At 38.2% G+C, this 22,546-nt stretch carries 22 protein-coding genes and 1 tRNA gene; 16 read left to right on the top strand and 7 right to left on the bottom strand.

Features of this window, described 5'->3' with window-relative positions; genetic code table 11:
* Positions 1–232: 232 nt before the first annotated feature.
* Positions 233–688 carry a cupin domain-containing protein gene (locus tag ACOWPH_RS10935; RefSeq protein ID WP_015215415.1) on the bottom strand — a complete coding sequence of 152 codons (456 nt, stop codon included), beginning with the start codon at positions 686–688 and terminating at the stop codon, positions 233–235.
* 36 nt (positions 689–724) lie between these two features.
* On the opposite strand from ACOWPH_RS10935, the gene ACOWPH_RS10930 reads away from it, so the two are divergent.
* Entirely contained in the window at positions 725–877 is a 153-nt protein-coding gene (locus ACOWPH_RS10930) for an alpha/beta hydrolase (RefSeq protein WP_171815797.1), read from the top strand.
* Here ACOWPH_RS10930 and ACOWPH_RS10925 read toward each other — a convergent pair.
* Positions 845–1,618, bottom strand: a complete 774-nt coding sequence (locus ACOWPH_RS10925; protein WP_015215414.1) for a cysteine hydrolase family protein — start codon at positions 1,616–1,618, stop codon at positions 845–847. The genes ACOWPH_RS10930 and ACOWPH_RS10925 overlap by 33 nt on opposite strands.
* 84 nt (positions 1,619–1,702) lie before the next feature.
* Here ACOWPH_RS10925 and ACOWPH_RS10920 point away from each other — a divergent pair, with 84 nt between their 5' ends.
* The 3 genes from ACOWPH_RS10920 (at position 1,703) to ACOWPH_RS10910 (ending at position 5,470) form a co-directional block, all read left to right on the top strand.
* Positions 1,703–3,100: an amidohydrolase gene (locus tag ACOWPH_RS10920; protein ID WP_015215413.1), complete on the top strand. Its 1,398-nt coding sequence runs from the start codon at positions 1,703–1,705 to the stop codon at positions 3,098–3,100.
* Between the two features lie 139 nt (positions 3,101–3,239).
* On the top strand, positions 3,240–5,258 hold the full coding sequence (locus ACOWPH_RS10915) for a glycoside hydrolase family 10 protein (RefSeq protein WP_015215412.1): 2,019 nt from the start codon (positions 3,240–3,242) through the stop codon (positions 5,256–5,258).
* Between the two features lie 138 nt (positions 5,259–5,396).
* Positions 5,397–5,470, top strand: a tRNA-Val gene (locus ACOWPH_RS10910).
* Positions 5,471–5,704: 234 nt separating this feature from the next.
* On the opposite strand, the gene ACOWPH_RS10905 is transcribed toward ACOWPH_RS10910, so the two are convergent.
* Positions 5,705–6,211, bottom strand: coding sequence for a MarR family winged helix-turn-helix transcriptional regulator (locus ACOWPH_RS10905; RefSeq protein WP_015215411.1), 507 nt, complete (start codon positions 6,209–6,211; stop codon positions 5,705–5,707).
* Positions 6,212–6,331: 120 nt separating this feature from the next.
* On the opposite strand from ACOWPH_RS10905, the gene ACOWPH_RS10900 reads away from it, so the two are divergent.
* The 4 genes from ACOWPH_RS10900 (at position 6,332) to ACOWPH_RS10885 (ending at position 8,598) form a co-directional block, all read left to right on the top strand.
* A complete protein-coding gene (locus ACOWPH_RS10900) occupies positions 6,332–6,823 on the top strand; it encodes a DMT family transporter (RefSeq protein ID WP_042466044.1) in 492 nt (163 codons plus the stop codon).
* A gap of 21 nt (positions 6,824–6,844) precedes the next feature.
* Positions 6,845–7,318, top strand: coding sequence for a DMT family transporter (locus ACOWPH_RS10895; protein ID WP_015215409.1), 474 nt, complete (start codon positions 6,845–6,847; stop codon positions 7,316–7,318).
* 99 nt (positions 7,319–7,417) lie between these two features.
* Positions 7,418–7,969, top strand: a complete 552-nt coding sequence (locus tag ACOWPH_RS10890; RefSeq protein WP_015215408.1) for a DUF1349 domain-containing protein — start codon at positions 7,418–7,420, stop codon at positions 7,967–7,969.
* The gene (locus ACOWPH_RS10885; RefSeq protein ID WP_015215407.1) at positions 7,966–8,598 is read left to right on the top strand and encodes a uridine kinase family protein; all 633 of its coding nucleotides are present in this window, start codon (positions 7,966–7,968) and stop codon (positions 8,596–8,598) included. The genes ACOWPH_RS10890 and ACOWPH_RS10885 overlap by 4 nt, the downstream gene beginning before the upstream one ends.
* Positions 8,599–8,735: 137 nt before the next feature.
* On the opposite strand, the gene ACOWPH_RS10880 is transcribed toward ACOWPH_RS10885, so the two are convergent.
* From ACOWPH_RS10880 to ACOWPH_RS10865, 4 genes are all read right to left on the bottom strand, one after another.
* Entirely contained in the window at positions 8,736–10,247 is a 1,512-nt protein-coding gene (locus ACOWPH_RS10880) for a serine/threonine protein kinase (protein WP_015215406.1), read from the bottom strand.
* Between the two features lie 70 nt (positions 10,248–10,317).
* Positions 10,318–11,877 carry a serine/threonine-protein kinase gene (locus tag ACOWPH_RS10875; protein WP_015215405.1) on the bottom strand — a complete coding sequence of 520 codons (1,560 nt, stop codon included), beginning with the start codon at positions 11,875–11,877 and terminating at the stop codon, positions 10,318–10,320.
* A gap of 389 nt (positions 11,878–12,266) precedes the next feature.
* The gene (locus tag ACOWPH_RS10870; RefSeq protein ID WP_015215404.1) at positions 12,267–13,451 is read right to left on the bottom strand and encodes an esterase-like activity of phytase family protein; all 1,185 of its coding nucleotides are present in this window, start codon (positions 13,449–13,451) and stop codon (positions 12,267–12,269) included.
* A 72-nt stretch (positions 13,452–13,523) separates the two neighbouring features.
* Complete coding sequence (locus ACOWPH_RS10865; RefSeq protein ID WP_015215403.1) at positions 13,524–15,005, bottom strand: TM0106 family RecB-like putative nuclease; 1,482 nt, start codon at positions 15,003–15,005, stop codon at positions 13,524–13,526.
* Positions 15,006–15,243: 238 nt separating this feature from the next.
* Between ACOWPH_RS10865 and ACOWPH_RS10860 the strand changes: the two genes are divergently transcribed.
* The 8 genes from ACOWPH_RS10860 to ACOWPH_RS10825 all read left to right on the top strand — a co-directional run bounded on the left by ACOWPH_RS10860 (position 15,244) and on the right by ACOWPH_RS10825 (position 22,536).
* A complete protein-coding gene (locus tag ACOWPH_RS10860) occupies positions 15,244–16,401 on the top strand; it encodes an aminotransferase class V-fold PLP-dependent enzyme (RefSeq protein WP_015215402.1) in 1,158 nt (385 codons plus the stop codon).
* 205 nt (positions 16,402–16,606) lie between these two features.
* Entirely contained in the window at positions 16,607–17,689 is a 1,083-nt protein-coding gene (locus ACOWPH_RS10855) for a hypothetical protein (RefSeq protein ID WP_015215401.1), read from the top strand.
* 171 nt (positions 17,690–17,860) lie between these two features.
* A complete protein-coding gene (locus ACOWPH_RS10850) occupies positions 17,861–18,274 on the top strand; it encodes a secondary thiamine-phosphate synthase enzyme YjbQ (RefSeq protein WP_042466043.1) in 414 nt (137 codons plus the stop codon).
* A 193-nt stretch (positions 18,275–18,467) separates the two neighbouring features.
* Entirely contained in the window at positions 18,468–19,811 is a 1,344-nt protein-coding gene (locus ACOWPH_RS10845; protein ID WP_015215399.1) for a protein kinase domain-containing protein, read from the top strand.
* A 155-nt stretch (positions 19,812–19,966) separates the two neighbouring features.
* Positions 19,967–20,755 carry a Nif3-like dinuclear metal center hexameric protein gene (locus ACOWPH_RS10840; RefSeq protein WP_015215398.1) on the top strand — a complete coding sequence of 263 codons (789 nt, stop codon included), beginning with the start codon at positions 19,967–19,969 and terminating at the stop codon, positions 20,753–20,755.
* 305 nt (positions 20,756–21,060) lie between these two features.
* Positions 21,061–21,276 (top strand): hypothetical protein, encoded by a 216-nt coding sequence (locus ACOWPH_RS10835; RefSeq protein WP_042466042.1) that lies wholly within the window; start codon positions 21,061–21,063, stop codon positions 21,274–21,276.
* Positions 21,277–21,834: 558 nt separating this feature from the next.
* Complete coding sequence (locus ACOWPH_RS10830; protein ID WP_171815768.1) at positions 21,835–21,987, top strand: hypothetical protein; 153 nt, start codon at positions 21,835–21,837, stop codon at positions 21,985–21,987.
* Between the two features lie 222 nt (positions 21,988–22,209).
* Positions 22,210–22,536 (top strand): DUF6679 family protein, encoded by a 327-nt coding sequence (locus ACOWPH_RS10825; RefSeq protein WP_015215395.1) that lies wholly within the window; start codon positions 22,210–22,212, stop codon positions 22,534–22,536.
* Positions 22,537–22,546: the final 10 nt, after the last annotated feature.

Below are 22,546 nucleotides of genomic sequence, written 5' to 3'. Positions count from 1 at the left end.
AAATTTAAGCTAGTTTTCGTATTGATTCAGTTTGATCTTAAATATAGGGCATTTTGTTGATCATCCCCTGAACGGTCACGTTCCATGGAACGTCCCTATGTTATTTATTTGGCGCAACTTTACACAGAATTGGTATTACGCAAGATTGAATTCAAAAGCTGATTCTTGCATAGGGGTAACTCATGAATTACCCCTACTTCGATTCTGTTTGGCGTAAATGTCTGACTAAACTTTAGACCAATTTAAAAGGATCTAATCTTCCTAAAACAGCCATATCTTCTGCATCTAATTCTACAGGTATACCACTGCGAATTAGCTCAGAAAAGTCTTCATTTGGAACCATGATTGTCAGCGTATAAAGACGAGTTTCACCTGTATTTTTAATTAAATGAGTACCTGTAGGCGGTACTAATAAACTATCTCCGGTTTTGATAGGTACACTTTTGCCATCACAAATGGCGATTCCTTCTCCTTTGAGGATGAAAAACATTTCCAATGCCCATTGATGACGATTTGGTGGTGTTTGTCCACCCACATCAAAAATTTCTACACAACAAGTTAAGGAAGTATTAGCAATTGCGGAATCAAAAATAATTGCTAACCGATTAGATTCATTGGGACTGATGCGGTATGTTTGATAATCTTTGGGAGATTTGATAACTGGAATGACACAGCTAGTAGTATACATATATTTAAATGGGTTATGGGTGATGGGTAATGGGTGATGGGTAATTACGAATTACGAATTACGAATTACGAATTACGAATTACGAATTACGAATTACGAATTACGAATTACGAATTACGAATTACGAATTACGAATTACGAATTACGAATTACGAATTACAAATGATCTATCGCTGTGGCAATTGCTGAGGAATCTGTGACAAAACCAAAGCATTGTTTAATGTTGTATAACGTAGCCAGCCAGCAATATTCAGGTGAGGTGGTAGCAGTGCAATCTTGAACTAAAATGCAGTCATATCCTAAAAAGTTGGCATCACATAGAGTTGTGAATACACATTGGTCAGCGTTGATACCAGTAAAAAATATTGTCGTTATTCCTAAGTTCCGCAGAATACTATCTAAGGGTGTATCCCAAAAACCACTCATTCGATATTTATCAACGCAAATATCATCTGGTTGCTGTTCGAGTTCGTCTACTACTGCTGCTGCCCAACTACCTTTTACAAGTACCTTAGCACCGTTTTTGGGAAGAGGATCACCCAATCCTACTCCGTCACCGGTGGGATTATAGACGTGTAGTAAAGCAGGACTTATATTGAGTAAATCAGGGCGATTTCCCCAATTTAGCCAAATTATAGGCACGTTAGCAGTCCGTAGTGCTGGTAATAATTTTTGTAATGGTTCAATGGGTTGACGTGCTGGGGTGATATCTACACCAATATGAGCTAACCAACCATCAGAATGACAGAAGTCATTTTGCATATCAACGACAATTATGGCAGCTTTTGCCAAGTCAAGACGCAGAGTTTTGGTTTCTGTTGATAAAATAACTGGTTGTGGGGTCTTTTGAGGATGGGTAATGTCTGCAAAAGTCTGATTTACTCCCCAAGCATTTGGTGCAATGCCTAATGTCCGAATTGGTAGATTCATAAATGTCAACACCCAAGATAATTTTTTTTCTTTGTGACTTGAAATTCAGTTGAGAGTTAAATTACTTTATCAAGGTTAAAATCCATGAACTTTACTATTAAAAATGCTGTAATTGCAGTTACCGATGGTTACAGAACTATAGATGTGCAAGTTGTCAATGGTATTATCACCGCTATTGACTCCAATTTAGATTTAATTGGTACAAGAATTAACGGTGAAAATAAACTGTTACTGTCTGGTTTTTTTAATGCCCATACCCATTCTTCGGAAAAGTGGCAACGGGGAGTAATTCCACCTTTACCGTTAGAGTTATGGTTAGCACATTTATATGAGTTTGCCCCTTTGGATACGGAACAGGTTTATATCAGCGCTTTGGGAACGGCTGTAGAAACTTTACTTTCTGGGGGAACGAGTGTTGTAGATCATTTGGTGTTAATTCCCGGTAAAGAGTTAGAAACTATTGCTACAGCCGTTCGTGCTTATCGAGAAATCGGAATTCGGGCTTTTGTTGCCCCTTTGATTCAAGATGAATCTCTCAGTGCAGGGATACCTTCAGGGGAATCAAGCCAAATTCATGAACCTTATTTTCGTTCTACTGCGGAAACTTTGGTAATTATTGAAGAAGCGGTGAGGCTGTTTCATCGTCCAGATGAGGGGATCAATATTTTAGTTGCACCAACAGGGATACAGTTATGTAGTGATGCTTTATTTACGGGATGTGTTGAGTTAAGTAATCGTTATAATCTTTGTCGTCACTCGCATTTACTGGAAACTAAAGCCCAGGAAAAACTAGCCCAGGAAAAATATGGTTGTACTGCGGTTGAACATTTGCAGCGTATTGGTTATTTGAGCGATCGCACATCTCTAGCTCATTGCGTTTGGTTAACCGACTCTGATATTAACATTCTGGCCGAAACTCAAGCTACAGTTGTTCACAATCCTTTAAGTAATCTGCGTTTAGGTAGTGGTATCGCCCCTATTCTCAAATATCGCCAAGCGGGGGTAAATGTAACTTTTGGTTGTGATGGTGCTTCTAGTAATGATTCTCAGGATTTGTTAGAAGCGATTAAAATTGGTTCTATTTTGCACAATGTGACTGAATTAGATTATCAATATTGGATTACTCCCCGTGAAGCTGTAGAAATGGCTTCTTTAGGTGGTGCGAAAGGATTAAATATGGATGATCAACTGGGTTCTCTGACGGTCGGCAAACAAGCCGATTTGGTTCTTTATGATTTAACTAATTTATCATTGCTTCCTCGTACTGATCCCATTGGTTTATTAGTTCTAGGTCGTCCTACTAATGCTGTTGATAGTGCTTGGGTGCGTGGTAAACAAATTATTGCTGATGGGAAAGTTACGACTATTAATGTTGATGAGTTGCGGCAAGAATTATTTAACCGCAGTGAATGGGGAAAAACACATCGGTCGAAGAGTGTAGGGGAAATGGAGGTTCATTATCGTCAGGTGATGGGTTTGTAAAACGCAGAGTTACGCAGAGGTTAGCGCGGAGGTACGCAGAGAGATTTTTATGAGTTTCTTTGTTGGAGTCAGCATTAGTGCATGATTCGCTTTGATGTTGCTAAATTAACAATGGATGTTAATCTAGCTGTAGGGAAAAATGGTATCTACTAAAACAACATTTCCAGATATCCAAAATCATTGGGCGCGTCCGTTTATTGAGGCTTTGGCGCAACGTCGGATTTTAAATGGTTATCCTGACGGGACTTTTCGCCCTGATAATTCTGTGACTCGTGCTGAGTTTGCTGCAATTATTGGCGCGGTTTTTACTCAATCGGTTAAACGCGATTATGTGCCTTTTGTGGATGTTCCCAATAACCACTGGGCTATTAATGCTATTAAAAAGGTCTACGAAACAGGTTTTTTGGTGGGTTATCCTGATCAGCGTTTTGGTATCAGTGAAAGGATTTCTAGGGGTGATGTCTTAGTGGCGATGGTTAATGGTTTGGAAATTGCTGCTAAGGTAGAAGCTGATCTGGTAAATGCGTTACCACAAATTTATCAAGATGCGATCGCTATTCCTAACTATGCTATAAATCAGATTGCGATCGCTACTCGTGTCGGTTGGGTGGCTAGTTATCCAAATATCAAATTACTTAATCCCAAAATAGCTGCTACTCGTGCAGATGTGGCTGTGATGGTCTATCAAGCTTTGGTAGATCAGGGAAAAGCAGAAAAAATTGCCTCTGACTACATTGTAGTTCCACCAAATATTGTCTCTACACCCACTAATACAGTTAAGGTAAGTCATAGCCGCGAGTTTCGGGGGGCTTGGGTAACAACTGTATGGAATAGTGATTGGCCTTCCAAAGCGGGACTTTCTGTAGACCAGCAGAAAGCCGAACTTTCGGCAATTATCCAACAATTACAATCTCTGAATTTTAATGCATTAGTTTTGCAGGTGCGACCAGAGGGAGATGCTTTATATGCTTCTGCGTTAGAACCTTGGAGTGCATGGATTACAGGAACTCAGGGAAAAGCACCAGAACCATTTTATGATCCTTTAGAATATGCGATCGCAGAATGTCATAAACGCAATATCGAACTTCATGCTTGGTTCAACCCCTACCGCGCCAAAACTACCACCAAAAGCGGGTCTAATGTCCGTCCCCACATAGCCATCACTAATCCCGAAGTTGTTTATCAATGGGGAAATCAATTATGGATGGACCCAGGCGCGAAAATCGTTCAAGATAGAGCCTACAATGTCATTATTGATGTTGTCAGCCGCTACGATTTAGATGGCATTCATCTAGATGACTATTTTTACCCCTATCCCATATCCGGTCAAACTTTCCCCGATAACAAAACCTACGCAGCCTATAAATCAAGCGGTGGGACACTTAACCTAGAAGACTGGCGGCGGGAAAACGTCAATCAAATGGTATTACGTCTATCCCAGGGAATTAAAAAAACCAAATCTCACGTTAAATTTGGGATTAGTCCCTTTGGTATTTATCGCCCTGGACAGCCAGCAGGTATTGTGGGCTTAGATGCCTATAATGTCCTGTATGCCGATTCTAAAAAATGGTTACAGCAAGGTTGGATAGATTATTTAGCCCCTCAACTTTATTGGCGCACCGACCAAACACAACAGAGTTATGAAGTCTTACTCAAATGGTGGACAGAAGCCAATACCAAACAGCGACACATTTACGCAGGTAACAATATTGGACAATTGGACGGTAAAGCCTGGAAAAATGAAGAGATAGGAAAGCAGATTATCATTACTCGCAACTTAGCAGGTAAACTTTCCTTAGGCAATATCTTCTTCAGTATGAGTTCCATAAAGGAAAATCGCCAAGGCATTGCTGACCAGTTTAAAAATGCCTATTATCCCAGACCTGCAATAGTTCCTACTATGTCATGGCAAAGCACAATAGCGCCATCTCCTCCCAAAGAGCTAAAATTCCAAAACGGTAGACTTAATTGGGACGCAGGTGATAATCAACCTGTACGTTCTTGGACGCTGTACCGTCAAAGTGGCGATAGTTGGATAATTCAAAGAATTTTATCTACTGGTACTAATTTTGCGACTGTGCAACCTGGAACCTATGCAGTGTGTGCAGTAGATAGGTTGGGAAATGAGAGTGCAGGTGTGACTATTGCAGTGAGTTGATGTCCATTCACAAATTTAATTTTGTTTAATTTTTGGCAACTTCGTGGAATCGGTCTGAGGATACGGAGTTTTTGTTTATTTAGGGTTTGCTCTTGTATTTTAGAAAAAAGTATGCTACCTTTGATAAGGCTTAGTTAAGGACGGTTAGCTCAGTTGGTTAGAGTACATCGTTGACATCGATGGGGTCGTTGGTTCGAATCCAATACCGTCCATACCTTGTGTACAGTGACTAATTATTTGTCATCAGAGTGTTTGGTATACTCCTGCATGATTATCCACTTAATCAGGATAGATAGCCACAACAACCCCTTAAACTGCGGAGTTTGACAAGCAAGCGTCACTAGAGGCACTTTGTCAGGGTATGCTATTTTTCTCTGGTGCGATGATCGCCTAGATAACTAATGCTCACACTGGTGTAATGCTTCTGCACTTAGCGAGAGAGGATGTCAAACTGATTTCGCATCCTGTTCGAGTAACAAAAGTAGCTTACGCAGCATGGGGATGAATAGTTGTAATTCATCAGCCGTGAATTGAGATAACAGTTGTTTTTCTTTCTCAAACAGAATAGGCATTACAGTATCTGCAAGCTGTATTCCTTTAGGAGTCAGTTGCACCATTACACTGCGCCGATCCTCTGCATCACGCACACGCGTTACTATGCCATCTTGTTCTAGGCGGTCAATCCGGTTTGTCATTGCGCCTGAAGACAGCATGAGCAAATTATAAAGTTCAGTCGGTTTCAAGCAAAAAGGTTGTCCCTGTCGTCTTAGTGTGGCTAACACATCAAATGACCAAACGTTCAAGCCATACTCAACCAGTATACTTTCTCGGTGCTTTTCCAGAAGACGGGCAATTCGTAGTATCCGCCCAGATATCCCTAGTGCGGAGGTATCCAACTGTGGCACTTCCTGTTGCCATTCCTCAAGAATGATGTCAATTCGATCTTTGTTCATATTGCCATTTTATCTTGACATCGAGACTCTTGACATTTATCTTTATCTTAAGTATCTTGATATCAAGATAGATGTTCAAGAACTCTCTATCCTCCTCACAAAACAACAGCTATGACACCCATGACACCCATACGTTTAAGCTTCCAGGGAACTGTCCCTCATGGTCAAAGCTATTTATATGTGCTGCTGGCATTGGTTAATGGTGCTGTATTGCCGATTCAAAGCAATCTCAATGCTCAATTAGCGCGATCGCTCAATTCTGTACCCCTAGCCGCAGATATTTCTTACTTTATCGGCTCAATTGCGTTGATTAGTTTGTTATGCACGGGTTGGTTTGGTCATCCAGATTGGTCTGCTTTAGCCAAAGCTCCCCGATGGAGTCTGATGGGTGGTTTATTCGGAGTTTGGTATATTACCGCCAGTGCTTACTTCACCTCTATTTTGGGGACTACCTTGACTCAGGGGCTAATTATTTGTGGACAAGCAATTACTGGTTTGGTGACTGACCATTTTGGCTGGTTAGGAGTTAATCGCCGTCGCCTCACAGCTAATCGTCGCCTTGTTATGGGACTGTTAATTGTGGCAATTTTTTTGCTTTCTCTACCAACTTAATACTTTTTTAGTATCATCATTATGGATATTTTATTAGCATTGCTTAGTGCTGGTTCGGCTGGTGGTTTTTCAACAATTGGTACAGCTGTCAATGCTCGATTAAAGACAATACTCCACTCCCCAATAGCCGCAGCAACAATTAATTTCGTAGTTGGGTTTAGTATCCTCACATTGCTGCTAGGACTTGGTATTTTCAAACCTTACAAGCTTGAGTTAATTTATATTACTCCTTGGTGGGCATTTTTAGGCGGTTTGCTAGGTGCAATCTTCGTCACCTTAAGTACCTTAATAGTTCCTAAATTGGGTTTAACCACCACTACTTTAGTTGTAGTATTTAGCCAAATGCTTATGTCAATAGTAATTGACCAGTTGGGATGGTTCGGTGCTATGAAATATCCGATTACCACACCTAAAATATTCGGAATTACCACATTAATAGTAGCGATTGTAATTAATCAATTGGATACAAACTATTCTCATAAAAATGTCAATTAGTGCCTTGGATAAGTTTGAAAAATTGTTATAGTTTAAAACTCATCTACTCACGGTAAAATTACACAACTTATTCCCTTACATTTAACAATAGCAAAAACTATGGAATGGCTTAATGAACCTCCTACCTGGTCGCATTCTGAGCAGCAAATCATCATTACAACTGCACCAAAAACTGATTTTTGGCGTATAACTCACTATGGTTTTATTCGTGATAGTGGACATTTCTACTTTGACAGAGTGAGTACAGATTTTGTTGTTGATATCAAGATAAAAGGCAAATATAAGGACTTATATGATCAGGCAGGAATTATGATTCGTGCTGACGAAAAACATTGGATTAAAACTGGAATTGAGTATGTAGATGGAGTACAAAACCTGAGTGCTGTGGTCACTCATAACTATTCAGATTGGTCATTCACACCTTTGTTAAATCCTCCTGATACTTTTCAGCTACGGGTTGAGCGATGTCAAGAGGCTATTCATATCGCTTATTTAGATGAAGATAACCGCTATGTTCCCTTGAGAATGGCTTATTTTCCAGTCGAGCAAGATATTCAAGTGGGAATAATGTGTGCATCACCACAAGGAAATGGATATGAGGTAATTTTTGAGGATTATCAATTAACAAAAAAAGGTGGAAAATCATCATGAATATTCAAGATTTAGCTGATTCTATCCTCCAAAAGCAATCAAAATTGTCAATAGATAGAGGTTTTTTAGTTGCTGTCAGTGGTATTGATGGTTCTGGCAAAGGTTATATTACTGAAAAATTAATAACTGCTCTCAATTATCAAAATATTCATGCTATCTCCATTAATTTAGATGCTTGGCATAAGCTCCCGACTGAGCGATTTAATTCTGAAAATCCAGCCCAGCATTTTTACGATAATGCTTTTCACTTTGATGATCTATTTCAAAAATTGATACTGCCGTTAAAAAATCAGCGGATGATTAATTTAACAACTGTTTTAACAGGAATTGCTGGTATACCGCAAACCTATAATTATCAATTTGAAAATGTGGATGTAATTGTGCTTGAAGGAATATTTTTGCTGAAGCGATCGCTGCAATATTTCTATGATTTTAAGATTTGGATTGATTGTTCATTTGAAACTGCTTTGGAAAGAGCCATCCAGCGAAACCAAGAAGATATTTCACCAGAACAGATAATTGAAGATTACCAAAAAATTTATTTTCCTGCCCAAAAAACTCATTTGGCAATTGACAATCCCAAATCAAGTGCAGACATAATTTATATGAATGATGCCAAGTTTGTTTAATTTGTCTTTTAATAAAAGAACTGGATTTTGAGATGTTGTCAAATTCACTTTTATTAAACAAAAGTGTATAATTTTTGTTTAGAATCAGATAAAACGACCTAGAAAAAAGTTTAGGCTTGATGCTGTACACTGAATAATTATCCGACAACCTTGGTTTTCGATTCTATTTTTTGTAATATTTGAGATTGCATTAATTTATACTGCTGCTTTAACAGCTTTTTGCTGACTTGGGGTTGAGAAGAAGATGGTAGTTGCTGACTTTGTTGAATCCAAGTCGTCAATTTTTGGCCTTTGATGGGAGAGATGGCACTTCTAATAACGCTAAAACATTTATGAGTTGGTTCTAGAGTGAAGAAAATCAAAGGGTAAGATTTACTTGCTGCTAATGCTGATACCATCTGGAGATTCTGGGTATTTTGCATATCTAGGTAACAGGGCAACCATTTAGGGCCTAGTTCCCGATTATAAAGTACTGTTAACCACAGCAGCATCGGATGGGGAGAGGTGATAAAGATAAACTGGTTGTATGGGTTAGTATGGGCGTGATTTTTAATTTCCTGTTCAGGTAACATTAGCCACAAAGCTGCTACATATCCTTTGGCAGTATCTATCATTTGAGGAAAAACAATTTCCTGAATGGGTTTATTTTCAGGCCAAACAAGATGCTCATAGGGATTGGTGATTTTTCCGGGAGATTTAGAAACCAAGGAACGATGAGAAGTAGATGAATGAGCTAAACTTGTGCTTGCTTTTTGTTGATTAGATTTTTCTATATCACTCAATATCTGCAAAATTTGGGCTATATTTTGGGGACGGTTTTCCGGTTTCTTGGCCAGACAAGTCATAATTAAATCATTTAACTTCTGAGGCACTTGAATATAGGGATTTGCATCAGCGATCGCTTTTGGAGCTTCAAAACGATGCGCTTTATACCAAGCACCAAAATAGTTAGTTTCTGGCTGCCAAGGTTTTTGTCCTGTCAGCATCTCAAACATCATCACACCCAAGCTATAAATATCAGAACGACCATCTAATTCTTCCCCATCTAATTGTTCTGGTGAACAGTAAGGTAAGGTTCCATGAAATCCTTTAGTGTGAATTGCCGTTGAAGAATTTAAAAATTTTGCAATCCCAAAGTCTAAAATTTTGGCTAATTGCCCCAATATTGGATCAGGAATCACAATTATATTAGCTGGCTTAATATCTCTGTGAACTAGTTGATAATTGATACCATCAATTTTAGTTCCTTGATGAGCGCACTGTAAGCCTAAACAAATTTGGCGTAATAAAGTGAAAAACATTGGCAAAGATATGGGGATTAATTCCTTCAAAATCTTGCCAGATAGATATTCCATCACATAAAATGGCTTACCATTTTGACTGACACCGTAATCATAAGCCCGCACGATGTGTATACTTTTTTGACTTAATGCAGCGCTCAAAAGAGCTTCACGATTAAAGCTGGCTTGAATTTTTGGGTTAACTACAGTCTGAGATAAAAATTTTATAGCAACTGGTGTACCTCCTAGCAAAATATCGTGTGCTAAAAAAACTTCACCCATGCCACCTTTACCGATTAACTGCTTAAGTTGATAACGGTTGACAAGCAACTCCTGATTTTCTGGAGACGCAAAGGGCCTGGTGTTCACTTTAATAACCTCTTAATTAAAACGGGGTAAATAAAAAATTTTCAATAGTTGAGATTGGCAGATATTATGATTAAGATTTAAATAATTCTAAAAATTTATCTAGCCAATACTTAAAAAAGAATGCAGGATTTTTGGAATTTGTATTTAGCTTTTTGCTAACTTCTGCTTTGATTTTTTCATACTCAAGTTTTAACAAATCCTTGGCTTCTTGAGGAGAGATAGCTGGATCAAAATTTTGACTTGAATTTATAACGTCAGTTAGATATTGACGTTGTTTAGCTGTCAGTAAGAAAGTTATAACATTGTTGCATTTAAGAGGATCTTCATGGGCAAAAAATAGTAAATGATAATAGCCAGTCTCTGTTAAATTACGCAAGATCTTTTCTTCTTTAGAATTTTTTATATCTAAGTAATAAGATAACCATCTCAGCAGAGAATATGATTCATCATGGAGCATTGTCAACCACAGTACCATGGGATACTCATTCATTTTACTAATAAAGTCAATAGTATATGTTTTTTCTGTAAATTTCAGAATTTCTGCTCGCGGTAACATAGCCCAAAAAGTTGGTATATTACCTTGTGGAGTAGTTAAAAGGTATGGAAAACAAATTAATGCAACTGGTTTATTCTTGGGCCACTTTTTTTGCCGACATATTTGCTCAGAGAATGATGTGAAAGGTACTAGATTTACATCTTTAGAAGATACAAGACTATTATTAAGTTGTGCCTTAATTTTAGCTAAATCTTCTAATATTTTACTAGTGCTATCGGGTCTATCATTCATATCTTTTGCTAAACAATCCATGACTAATTGCTGCAATTCTTGGGGAATTTTTACATTGGGATTAACTTCTTCAAATTTAGGTGGTGCTTGGATACAATGAAGTTTGCACCAAGTACTGAAAGAGTGACTGTTCGTATGAAATGGATGTTTACCTGCCAACATTTCATACATCACAACACCCAAGCTATAAATATCAGAGCGCACATCCAATATTTTGTATCCTTGCATATGTTCTGGAGATGAGTAAGGTAAACTACCTATAAATGATTCAGTCATTGTCATCCCACCTGTTTCACTCAGAAATTTGGCAATACCAAAGTCAAGAATTTTAACTATTTCTAGTTTGTTGTCATAGTTATGAATGAATATATTTTCTGGTTTAATATCTCTATGAAGAATCGGATAAATTTTACCTTGGAGGGTGACACCTTGGTGAGCGCAATGTAATCCTAAACAAATTTGTTGACAGATTTCTATAAATTTTGAGGTATTTAAACTTTCGACTTTAAGAATTTGTTTGATGGTTCTTCCTTGCAGATATTCCATAACGTAAAATGGCACTCTTTCATTAGTAATGCCATAAGTTAATACACGGCTAATATGTGGACTTTTTTTACCTAATTGAGAGCCAATAAAAATTTCTCTGCCAAAACGGTCAGCTAATTCCTGGTTAACTATATTTAATGAGAGCATTTTAACTGCAACTAACATACAGCCTTTGGTAACATCTTCGGCTAGGTAAACCCTACCCATTCCCCCTTTACCAAGTAAGTCTCTGATTAAATAACGATTGTTTAATAATTTGCCAATATAGATGTCTGATGGTGTTTTGTATTCATTCATATCCTGGTTATTATGTTACACACAAAATAAGTATGGGTATTTACTACAGGATACTTTATCAAAATTATTACAGCTATTGTTTCTCTGTATCTATATAAATCTCAATAATAGCCTTAATCCTGTGAGAGGGTATTTATTGAATTTAGTAAAATTAACATACAGCAGATTGTAACCGAGTGAGTTACAAATTATCTAGGCAGCGAGCGAAGTTTACTTCTTAGCCGTGTACTCCATTTACTTGAAAAATGCTGTAACTTCACTTTTCTTCAATTTTGTCAGTTACCTAATCTTATGTAACATATTTTAGCAATAATTGTGTTACTTAAATAGTACTTAAATTGTATTGAAATGGCTATCAAATTTTCTCAGTAATTATACTTATTAGCAAGCTATCGATTTCTGGGAATTCGCAGCAGGTGTAATAACCTGTCGAGTGGTGATTCGAGTTTGAGTTTAAAGGCTAGGATTTGGGTGCGTTGCAGTTTATTGAAGTTATTATCGCTAACGAGAATTAATGAGGTTTGGCCGTCAGGTAACTTAGCACCAAGGGTTAAACCTTCAATGTTGTCTAACGCTACATCTAGGGTTTGTAAATCTAGGAGTAGTTTTTTCTTTACTGGTTTTATTTTTGTGATGTCAACGGTTGACAAACTATCAATTTTGTGAATGTTGTCAGCATTTTCTAAGGAAACCTGAAACAGAGAAATAGCTAGTCCCAAGCCGGTAAAAGACCTTTCTAAACTCAGGAAGTGTCCTTGATTATCTAGGGCGAGTAAATCAGTTAATCCGCTGTCGAACCTACCTGTAAAATTGAATAGGGGTGTGATTGGTTCGGTCTGGTAGAGGAATTCTTGTTCTGGTTGGTTGTTGGCAAGATTGTACTGCAAAATCCGGCAATTAGTACCCCGGCTAGGTTTGGCTGCTGCACCATCTTGAATTGAAGCGTTTTCGGTGGCTGTAAATAGGGTTTTGTTGTCGGGTGTAATGGTGAGACTTTCAAAGGCTAAGTTATTACGTATACCTCGCAGACTTTTTTGATTTGGTAAAAATTTATTTGGTATGGGTAGGGTGCTAATAATCTGGCCAGAAGCTAGGGAGAATTTTTGAATAAAGGGATTAATAAATCGCTGAACATCACCTTCTGAAGAGATGAATAAAGTCGCTTGATTAGTTAAAGCGATACCTTCTGTGTCAGTGGTATTAGGTTTAAATGTTTGATTATTTACATCTAATAGGGTGGTAATTTTTACGGGAACTACGCCGTTTTTTGTTAGTTTACCTTGACTGAGGTCGATTTTGAGTGTATAAAAACGAGCGGGAGCTTTTTGTCCTCTATCGTCAGAGATGGCATAATAGAGGTTGCTTTTAGCGTCGTAAGTTATTCCTGATAATCCTCCTAATTCAGTGTTTTGGAAAGATAATCCTGTGGGTAAGATGGCTTCACCAATAAAGTCTATATCTGTTATTTTGACGGCTGCGGTAGCAAAATTACTGAAAAATAGTGTGATAATAATGACGGGAATGATAAAGCAAATAATTTGTGATGGTTTGCAAAGTTTTTTAATAAGTTGCATGAATTAAAATAATTCGTAATTCGTAATTCGTAATTCGTAATTGAGCCTACGGACTCTGTTAGGGATACGTAATTAAGTTGGTGATTCCTCCTGGCTTGTTAACAGCTTGGCATATTCATTCTGGATAAAGTTGACTAGCCAATCTTTAACTTTGTAGGTGGCGCGACAGTCGTCTTCGTTGTAGCGTTGGATTAGTTCTAGTAAGGTACGATCGCTAGTTTCTAACCATTGATCATACCAGTAAATACATTTTGCCCCACTGGCATCTTGATCACGCCACTCAAATCCTAACCAACGTGCGATCGCTTTTAAAGCATAACTCTCTATTGGTAACGCCACGTTTTGGGTGAGTTGTTCATAGATATCAACAAAGCGATCTAGTACTGGCCCAACTGAAGAGTAGGGTGTGCGGTAAAGTCGCCCTAGTTTTTTGACTGTATCAAATTCGTAAGCACAAAAATGATAAATTGGGGCTTGGGGATATTGCCAAACTAAATCCAAAAATTGCTGCCAAATCTGAGCTTCTTGGGCTGGTGTTTCTGCTAAAAATGAATAAAACTGTTGTGTATTAGTTTGTCTATCGACGACCAAAACCCCTAACAGGTAATTTAAGTTTAAGTCTGGTTGTGCCTCAATATCAAAATATAGCTCGATGGGGGCTGTTAGTGTGAGGTTCTTTTGGGGTAGGGTGTAGGGTAAGATTAAAGGCTGTTTTGTAAATACTGATTGCGCTTGGACTATCAGTTTAGCTGCTACCTCGGCATCAAATCCCACTAGGTTTTCTAAAGTGCTGGGACTGGTGTTCACAAGTGCTTCTAAAGTGGTGGTAGATAGTGCTTGCAGTTGAGTGTAGCGGATGGGTGTGACACCTGGTAAGAGAGAGAGGTGTTGCTGAGATTGGGCGATCGCATAACAATGATTATACCAGTGACAGAGATTGCATTTTTGCCGAGCAATAAATACTTCTGGTGCTTGTGGTGACTCAATTACTTGAATATATTCCGCCAAAATCTCCAACATTTGCGGTGTCCATTTATCTAAGTCCACCACAAAATTTGAGTCTTTATTCCGCAATATCAACCAAGCTTCTTCAAGTAGGATATCCTGTACTGTCCCTGCAATTTCAGCGTGAAAAGCAGCAACAACTTGATATTCTTGTTTAGGACGTTTACCTAGTTGGATATCTACCGGCACATAAAACCAGTCTCCAATGCAAGATTTTCCTCGCTGTTTAATCAGTAGATCTGGACGACTCAGTAAGGTATATTTGTCAACGTAAGTAGCTAATAACACTCCGCGATAAATGGAATCCACCCCTTGCTGCATCAATTCTAAAGTAGCGGCTGCACCTGCTTGCCAGTCTCTGGGAGGATACTCTGGTTGGTGATATGGGACGTTTTCTAGCACACTTTGCTGATGACCGATTTTGTCTTGTTGCACTTTCACCAGCAATTCATGGGGAACGTCTCGCTGGCTATAGTCCCCATGAGTGTCTAAATATGGTCGCCGTTTACAGCGTTGATATTGTAATAGTAGTTCAGCATTAATTAACATCCTTTTAAATTAACAATAATTAGGGGATTTTAGGACAAAAAAGAAGAGGCAGGGAGCAGGGAGCAGAGGGGAATAGAGTTAAGAGGAATAGAATTAATATGAGGTTTTAAGTTAAATGATGGATTTACAGCAGATTCCAGATAAATGAGGTATAGAATCTAAATTCAACGTCCGACACCAAGCCAGTTCTACTCCTGACTCCTGACTCCTGCTACATAATCCAAAATCTAAAATTGATATGTTGTATCACCATCGCGCACAATTTCCTGCTTTAGCAAATAAGGTTTATTTTAATTATGGCGGACAAGGGCCAATGCCTCAAGGGGCAATGGATGCTATCACCCAAAGTCAAGCGCATATTCAGGATATAGGACCTTTTGGAACTGAGGCTTATCGCTGGATATCTCCCCAAATGGATGCTACCAAAGAAGCGATCGCATCCCTATTAAATGTACCAAACCACACAATAACCCTCACAGGTAATGTCACAATTGGGTGTAATATCGGAATGTGGGGAATTGACTGGCAAGCTGGCGATCATTTGCTGCTTTCAGACTGCGAACACCCTGGAGTTATTGCCACTGCCAAAGAAATTAGCCGTAGATTTACGGTAGAAGTTAGCACCTGTCCCCTCATGGCAACTTTAAATGAGGGCGATCCTGTTAGTATTATTGCCCAAAACCTGCGCCCCAAGACAAAGCTTGTAGTTTTAAGTCATGTTTTGTGGAATACAGGTCAGGTTTTACCTATTGACAAAATTACAGAAATATGTAGAAATAACAATTCTTTGCTTTTGGTAGATGCGGCTCAATCAGTGGGCGTTCTTCCTTTAAATTTAACAGAATTAGGTGTAGATTTCTATGCATTCACTGGTCATAAGTGGTTATGCGGCCCTGCGGGTGTGGGTGGTTTATATGTACGAGAGGAAGCCAGGGAAAGGTTACAACCGACCTTTATTGGTTTAAATGGGGTAATTACCAATAATCAAGCTCAACCGATCAATTGGCAACCAGATGGGAGAAGATATGAAGTGTCAACCCTAGCCACTCCATTGTATGTGGGTTTAAGGAGTGCGATCGCAACTCATCAAGAATGGGGAACAGCAGAAGAAAGATATCACCAAATTTGCAGAAATAGCGAGTATCTTTGGCAACGTTTAACAGCATTACCTGATATCAAATGTCTAAAAAATACTCCACCCGAAAGCGGGTTAGTGTCTTTTCAACTTACCAATAATCAACCCCATGCAAATTTAGTGCAATTTTTAGAATCACAAAAAATATTAACTAGAGTAATTGCCAATCCTAATTGTATCCGCGTTAGCGTTCATTACTTAACCTTAGAATCAGAAATTGACCAATTAATCAAAGTCATCGAAATGTTTTCCCGTCTGTAGATTTCCAATCCTATACAAGTAAGTGTAAGATTACAAATCTTCTTCCTTCTTCTTTCTTCGCGCCCTTTGCGTCCTTTGCTACGCAACGCTACCGCGAACGCGGTTCATTTAATCCATATTCTTTTTTTGAGAAGCGAGTAAATGACAAACTATACCTTTTCCAAATTTTAAAACATCCTCCGAGGTAAACAAAATCTCAATAACCATGAAACGCCCAATTTTATATATAGCCATCACAAATCACGGCTTTGGTCATACTACCCGCACCGCATCAATAGCCGCAACAATTCAAAAATTATGTCCAGAAGTACTGTTAATTCTCGTCACAACCGCACCTAGATGGCTGCTAGAATCTTATATACAAGGTGATTTTATCCTCCGTCAACGCGCATTTGATTTAGGAGTAGTCCAAACTGATAGTTTGACAATGGATAAACCAGCAACCTTAGCAAAATTACAGGAGATTAAAAAAAAGCAAAATTCTTTAATTGCATCTGAAGTTAATTTCATCCGTCAAAATCGGGTTAATCTCATCTTGGCAGATATTCCTTTTCTCGCAACTGGGTTTGCAAAAGCTGCAAATATCCCCTGTTGGATGACAAGTAACTTTAGTTGGGATTTTATCTATCGAGATTGGGGAGGAGAATTTATAGAAATTGCTGATTGGATTAGCGATTGGTATACTAAAAGCGATCGTTTATTTCGTCTTCCCTTCCATGAAAATATGTCAGCATTCCCCAATATAATAGATGTGGGTTTAACAGGTGGTTCTCCCCACTTCTCTACCAATGAAATACGTACCACTTGGGGAATAACTACACCACCAGAAAAAACTATATTACTCACTTTTGGGGGGTTGGGTTTACAAGCAATTCCTTATCACAATGTCAGTCAATTTCCTGATTGGCAATTTATCACCTTTGATGCCACAGCACCAGATTTACCTAATTTAATTAAAATTCAAAATCGTCAATATCGTCCTGTAGATTTTATGCAAATTTGTGGAAGAGTTGTTTCTAAACCTGGTTATAGCACTTTTGCAGAAGCCACCCGTTTAGAACTACCTATAGTTACCATACCCCGTGATGATTTTGCAGAAGCTGATTTGCTATTAGCAGGAATAAAGAATTATAACCATCATCAAATTCTCACACCAACAGAGTTTTTTAAAGGAAATTGGGACTTTCTTCATGACTCACCCCAAGCACCAAAACAATCCCAAGCAATAGCCAAAGATGGCAATGAAACCATAGCCAAAGCCGTGATCAATTATTTTCAGTCAATTTAAATAGCAGAGAACAGGGAATAGATTTGAAAGTATTTTGGTGTCCGAGTTTGATGATTATGCTTAAATTTGATTTAGCGCGGTGCCATGCTGAAGTTGTGCCTAGCATCACATAAATCCAGATTCTACCCGTTTGCAGTATACTATATGTTCTCACCCAGTTACCAATTACCAATGACACATTACCAAAAACTACTAAGAATTTCCACAACTGGCAAATCTTTTCAAAATATTACCTCAAAAATTGCTGCCATAGTTGCAGAATCTGGGGTAAAAATTGGACTCTGCACATTGTTTTTACGTCACACTTCAGCTAGTTTAGTCATTCAAGAAAATGCAGATCCTGATGTACTAATAGACTTAGCAAATTTCATGACTAAATTAGTACCAGAAGATAATCATTATATCCATGATGCCGAAGGTACAGATGATATGCCAGGACATATCCGCACAGTATTAACTCATACTTCTGAAACCATTCCTATTAATAATGGTTATTTAGTATTGGGAACATGGCAAGGTATTTATATTTGGGAACACCGCCAGCATAATCATACCAGAGAATTGGTAGTACACATTTCTGGCTAGAGGCCATTTTAAAACTCATAAACTCATAAACTCATAATATTTATGCACTTACCTTAATTCATTAAACTTAATAAAAGCTCATTGCTGGCTACATATCGTACAATGATGATACCAGTAAAGCAATAGATGGCTGACTACCAACAAAATTGTTACCTCACATTTATTTAACTAACCATAATTTTTAATCTTTCCCATGTCACCTAAAGTTACTCTCACTATCACCCAAGGTAAATTTTCTGGAAAGCAATATATTTTTGAATCTCGTAGTACTTGTATCATTGGCAGAAATCATGATTGCAACCTGCAATTAGCCAAGGAAATTGATATGACTATTTCCCGTTATCACTGCTTACTAGATATTAACCCTCCAGATATTCGGTTACGAGACTTGGGGAGTTTAAATGGCACTTTTGTTAATAATGAAAAAATCGGTCAAAGAAAACGTAATCAAACTGCACAAGAAGGTTTAACATTAAATTTTCCAGAATATGATTTACAAGATGGTGATGAAATTAAATTGGGTGATACTCTTTTTAAAGTCGGTGTAGAAGTAGAAGCATCAGAAATCACGAAAACACCCAAGATACTTGAAGAAGAAGTAAAACCTAATTATTTAAATATTGTTCAACGCTTACTAGGATTAGCCGCAAGTGGTGATCAAAACCTGCAAGCAATATCCGGTTATCAGTTAGTTAGGTCTCTTGGTAAGGGTCGGTTCGGTGAAGTATTTTTAGCACAACATAGCCAGGCTAGAAAATTTGTGGCGCTAAAGGTAATGTTACCTGCGGTTAATAGTCAGGAACGAGGTGTACAAAAGTTTCTACAGGAAGTAGAAAATACCAAATGTTTAAAAAATTCCCATGTAGTACAATTGTTAGATTATGGCTTTGCTGAACAAACTTTCTTTTTCACAATGGAATATTGTGAAAGTGGGAATATTTGGGATTTCATGCAAAAGTTAGGATGGCGGTTACCTGTTAATATTGCTGTAGACATAATTCTGCAAGTTCTTGATGGTTTGATATATACTCATCAGGCAGAAATCCCTTATGTTGAATCAGCTGATGGAAAACTAGTAAAAGGTAAAGGTTTGGTTCACCGTGATTTAAACCCCAACAATATTTTGATCGCGAATATTAATGATAAAATAGTAGCAAAAATAGGGGATTATGGTTTAGCCAAAGCTTTTGACTTAGCCGGGTTAAGCGGTCAAACTTTGACAGGATCTCAAATGGGTACACCTGCATTTATACCACGTCAGCAGGTACTAGATTTTAAGCACGCCTTACCAGAAGTTGATGTTTGGGCAACAGCAGCTTGTTTGTATAATATGTTAACAGGTTACTTCCCTCGTGATTTTACTGGTGATCCTTGGTTGGCAGTATTGCAAAATGATCCTGTACCTATTCATAAGCGTAATAACAGCATCCCTAAAAAGTTAGCGGAAGTCATAGATTTAGCCTTGGTGGAGAAGCCAAAAATTACTTTTCAAACGGCGGATGAGTTTAAGCAGGAATTGATTAAAAGTATTAAATAGGTAATTACTTACTTTTTTTGTGTCTCTCAAGGCAAGATCAAAAAGAATCTCCCCTCATCAGTAAGGATGGGAACTAATCATCGTATTTTTAAGGGCAGGAATTAGGATATAATCAAATTTATGTATAATTACTGATAGAAATACTGAGAATATCTATGAAAACCGCTGATTTAATCACCTGGTTTGAAGAATGGGCAAATCCTGCCTGGTGTGAAAATTGGGATAATTGTGGTTGGCAGATTGAGCCTGGTGTGTTACAGGAAGAAGCAAGAGTGTTGGTGTGCTTAACGCCAACTTTAGCAGTGATGCAAGAGGCAATATCTAGCAATGCTAATCTGATTTTTGCCCATCATCCCCTCATTTTTAATCCCCCTAAATCTCTACGCAGTGGGGAAGGGTTGACGGAAATGGCACGTTTAGCTTTTATTCACAATATCGGTATCTACAGCGCCCATACAAATTTTGACCAGGTAAATGATGGCACAGCGGATGTTTTAGCACAAATGTTACATCTGCACGGAGTATCTCCCATAGTTCCCACCCAAGCAGGATTAGGATATGGACGTGTGGGAATGCTAGAACCATCTTTAACATTGCAGGCATTACTCAGCACTATTCAAGCTCAACTTAACCCCCCAAAGTTGATTTTTTCCCCCACTGCTGACTTGCAACAGCAGATTTCACGAGTTGCAGTTTTAGGTGGTTCGGGGGCTGGTTTTATTTCCGCAGTTGTGAAAACCAAGGCCCAGGCATATCTCACAGCTGATTGTAAATTCCATCAATTCCAAGAAAGTAGAGATAGGGAACTGATTTTAATTGATGCTGGACATTATGCCACTGAACGCCCGGCGTGCGATCGCTTGGTACAAAAATTCCAGTTACTCAACTTAGATTGGGTGCAATTGAGTCAAAAGGACGAAGATTTCCGCCAGTTTTTACCTTGATTAAATCTTCTAGCATTTTGTGCTTTTGAATACTAATTTAAAAAAAACATAATCAACACTAAGTATTATTAAATACAAAACTAATATTCAATCCATTAACATAATTAAGCATAAATAGCTACACTAGGCTATTAAGTACTTAGAGTGAAAGCCATACATAACAAGATTTTGTTTTTTTATTTGTGATTCAGATCACAATCTAAATGTAATTATAATCACTAATAAACTTGTCCCATATCAATGCTTTTAGGGAGCAAGTGTCACAGACTATAAATGACAAATTATTTGTTATGCCCTATTTACTTATGATTCGTACACTTATTGCATCTGCCTTCCAAACTGGATATCTTAGTGTTGAATCAGAGGGTTTACTCCATCAAGTGCTGGTAACTAGGTGCTATCAGTCAGATGATTTAAAAGCTCTTGCCGCCCTATACGAAGCAATCCACACAGGTCAAATAAAACGAGAAGCTTCCTCTAAGAACCTGATCGAATTGCCCGCTCTCAACAAATCCAACTAAGTAAATGTCCGATCAAACTGGACATAACGCCAGTCTTACTCCTTGCTCAAATTTTGACCTTTATCACTCAGATAGAACATTTGATAATTCTCTTCGTGTCGGGTAGGCGTGAATCCTGCCGGATAAGCACTAATATAAAAATTTATAAGTTTTTAAACGGTGATAATAGCGTCATCTAGTCCTGTATATGAGCAAGTATGTAGTAGGACTGTTCGTAAAAGTGGGAAACTGCTGACTGATGTATAGGGAGAAAAAATTTTTACTAGTTAACCAGTCTAAAATTACTGTCTAGTGCTATCTAAATCAAAAATTTCCCAATTCCCCATTATTTTTACCCCGACAGGTTGCCTATTCTACAGAATAATTTATCGTTTTTCATCCCTGCAAGTGGTTATTATCAAGCAAATTATACCTGTAATATTTCAGGTTACAAATAAAAACTTAAAACTATTCGGTGATTGTTGTTTAAAACCATGAAGGTCAGCCTGAGAATGAGTTAAGATCAAGTACATTAGGGTTAAAACTAAAGCCAAGTCCCCAGACTTCCTAGAAATGCCAATGACTACAAGTAGGCAACTCAAACAACCGCAATCATCGATTGTTTTGCAGTACTATTTATTACATGATGGTAGTAAGGAATCACCACCACATATTCACCTGGTTAGGACAAATCCAGAAATGTTTGACTTCTATGAAGTAGACACTGTCTGAAATAAGCCCAAAAGAGATTAAGTTCAACTAAATGCAGTAACTATTAGTTTATGACCCAAGATTTCCCTATATCCAAACTACTACAACCGAGTCGTTGGATTGGGTTAATAAACACAATAATTCTGAACCGTGAAATTGACCTCTTGAGGGTGTATTGTAACTGGGGTAAGACCCAGATTTTGAAAAGTTTAACTACGTTGTTTAAAAAGGCAGAAGCAGTACATGCTACACCGCAAGATTTATCAACTGTGTTGCGACGGGCGGGAGGTATGTGTTTTTTTGCGGGATCAGCAACGCTGGATAGAGCGGGCCCGCATCATCGATATAGAGGGTGATTTAGTGACTCTACGCTATGAAACAGACGAAGAAGACGAAGTTTGTTCTTGGGAAGAGATGGTTCGCCTAGAAAGCATTGGCGCTGTAACGCAAAAATTAGCTTCCGTACCACGGGGTAATGTGGAACCTCTCACAACAGAAGATTGTCCTGAAGCGGAACGTATCCGTAACCATTACACTGACTTAAATCCAGAGTCAGGGGAATATCAATAATTCAGATTGA

The sequence above is a fragment of the Anabaena sp. PCC 7938 genome (genome assembly GCF_049315035.1).
Lineage (GTDB): Bacteria > Cyanobacteriota > Cyanobacteriia > Cyanobacteriales > Nostocaceae > Anabaena > Anabaena cylindrica.
The sequence above is the reverse complement of the archived record's forward strand: the minus strand, read 5'-3'. Positions and strand labels throughout refer to the sequence as shown.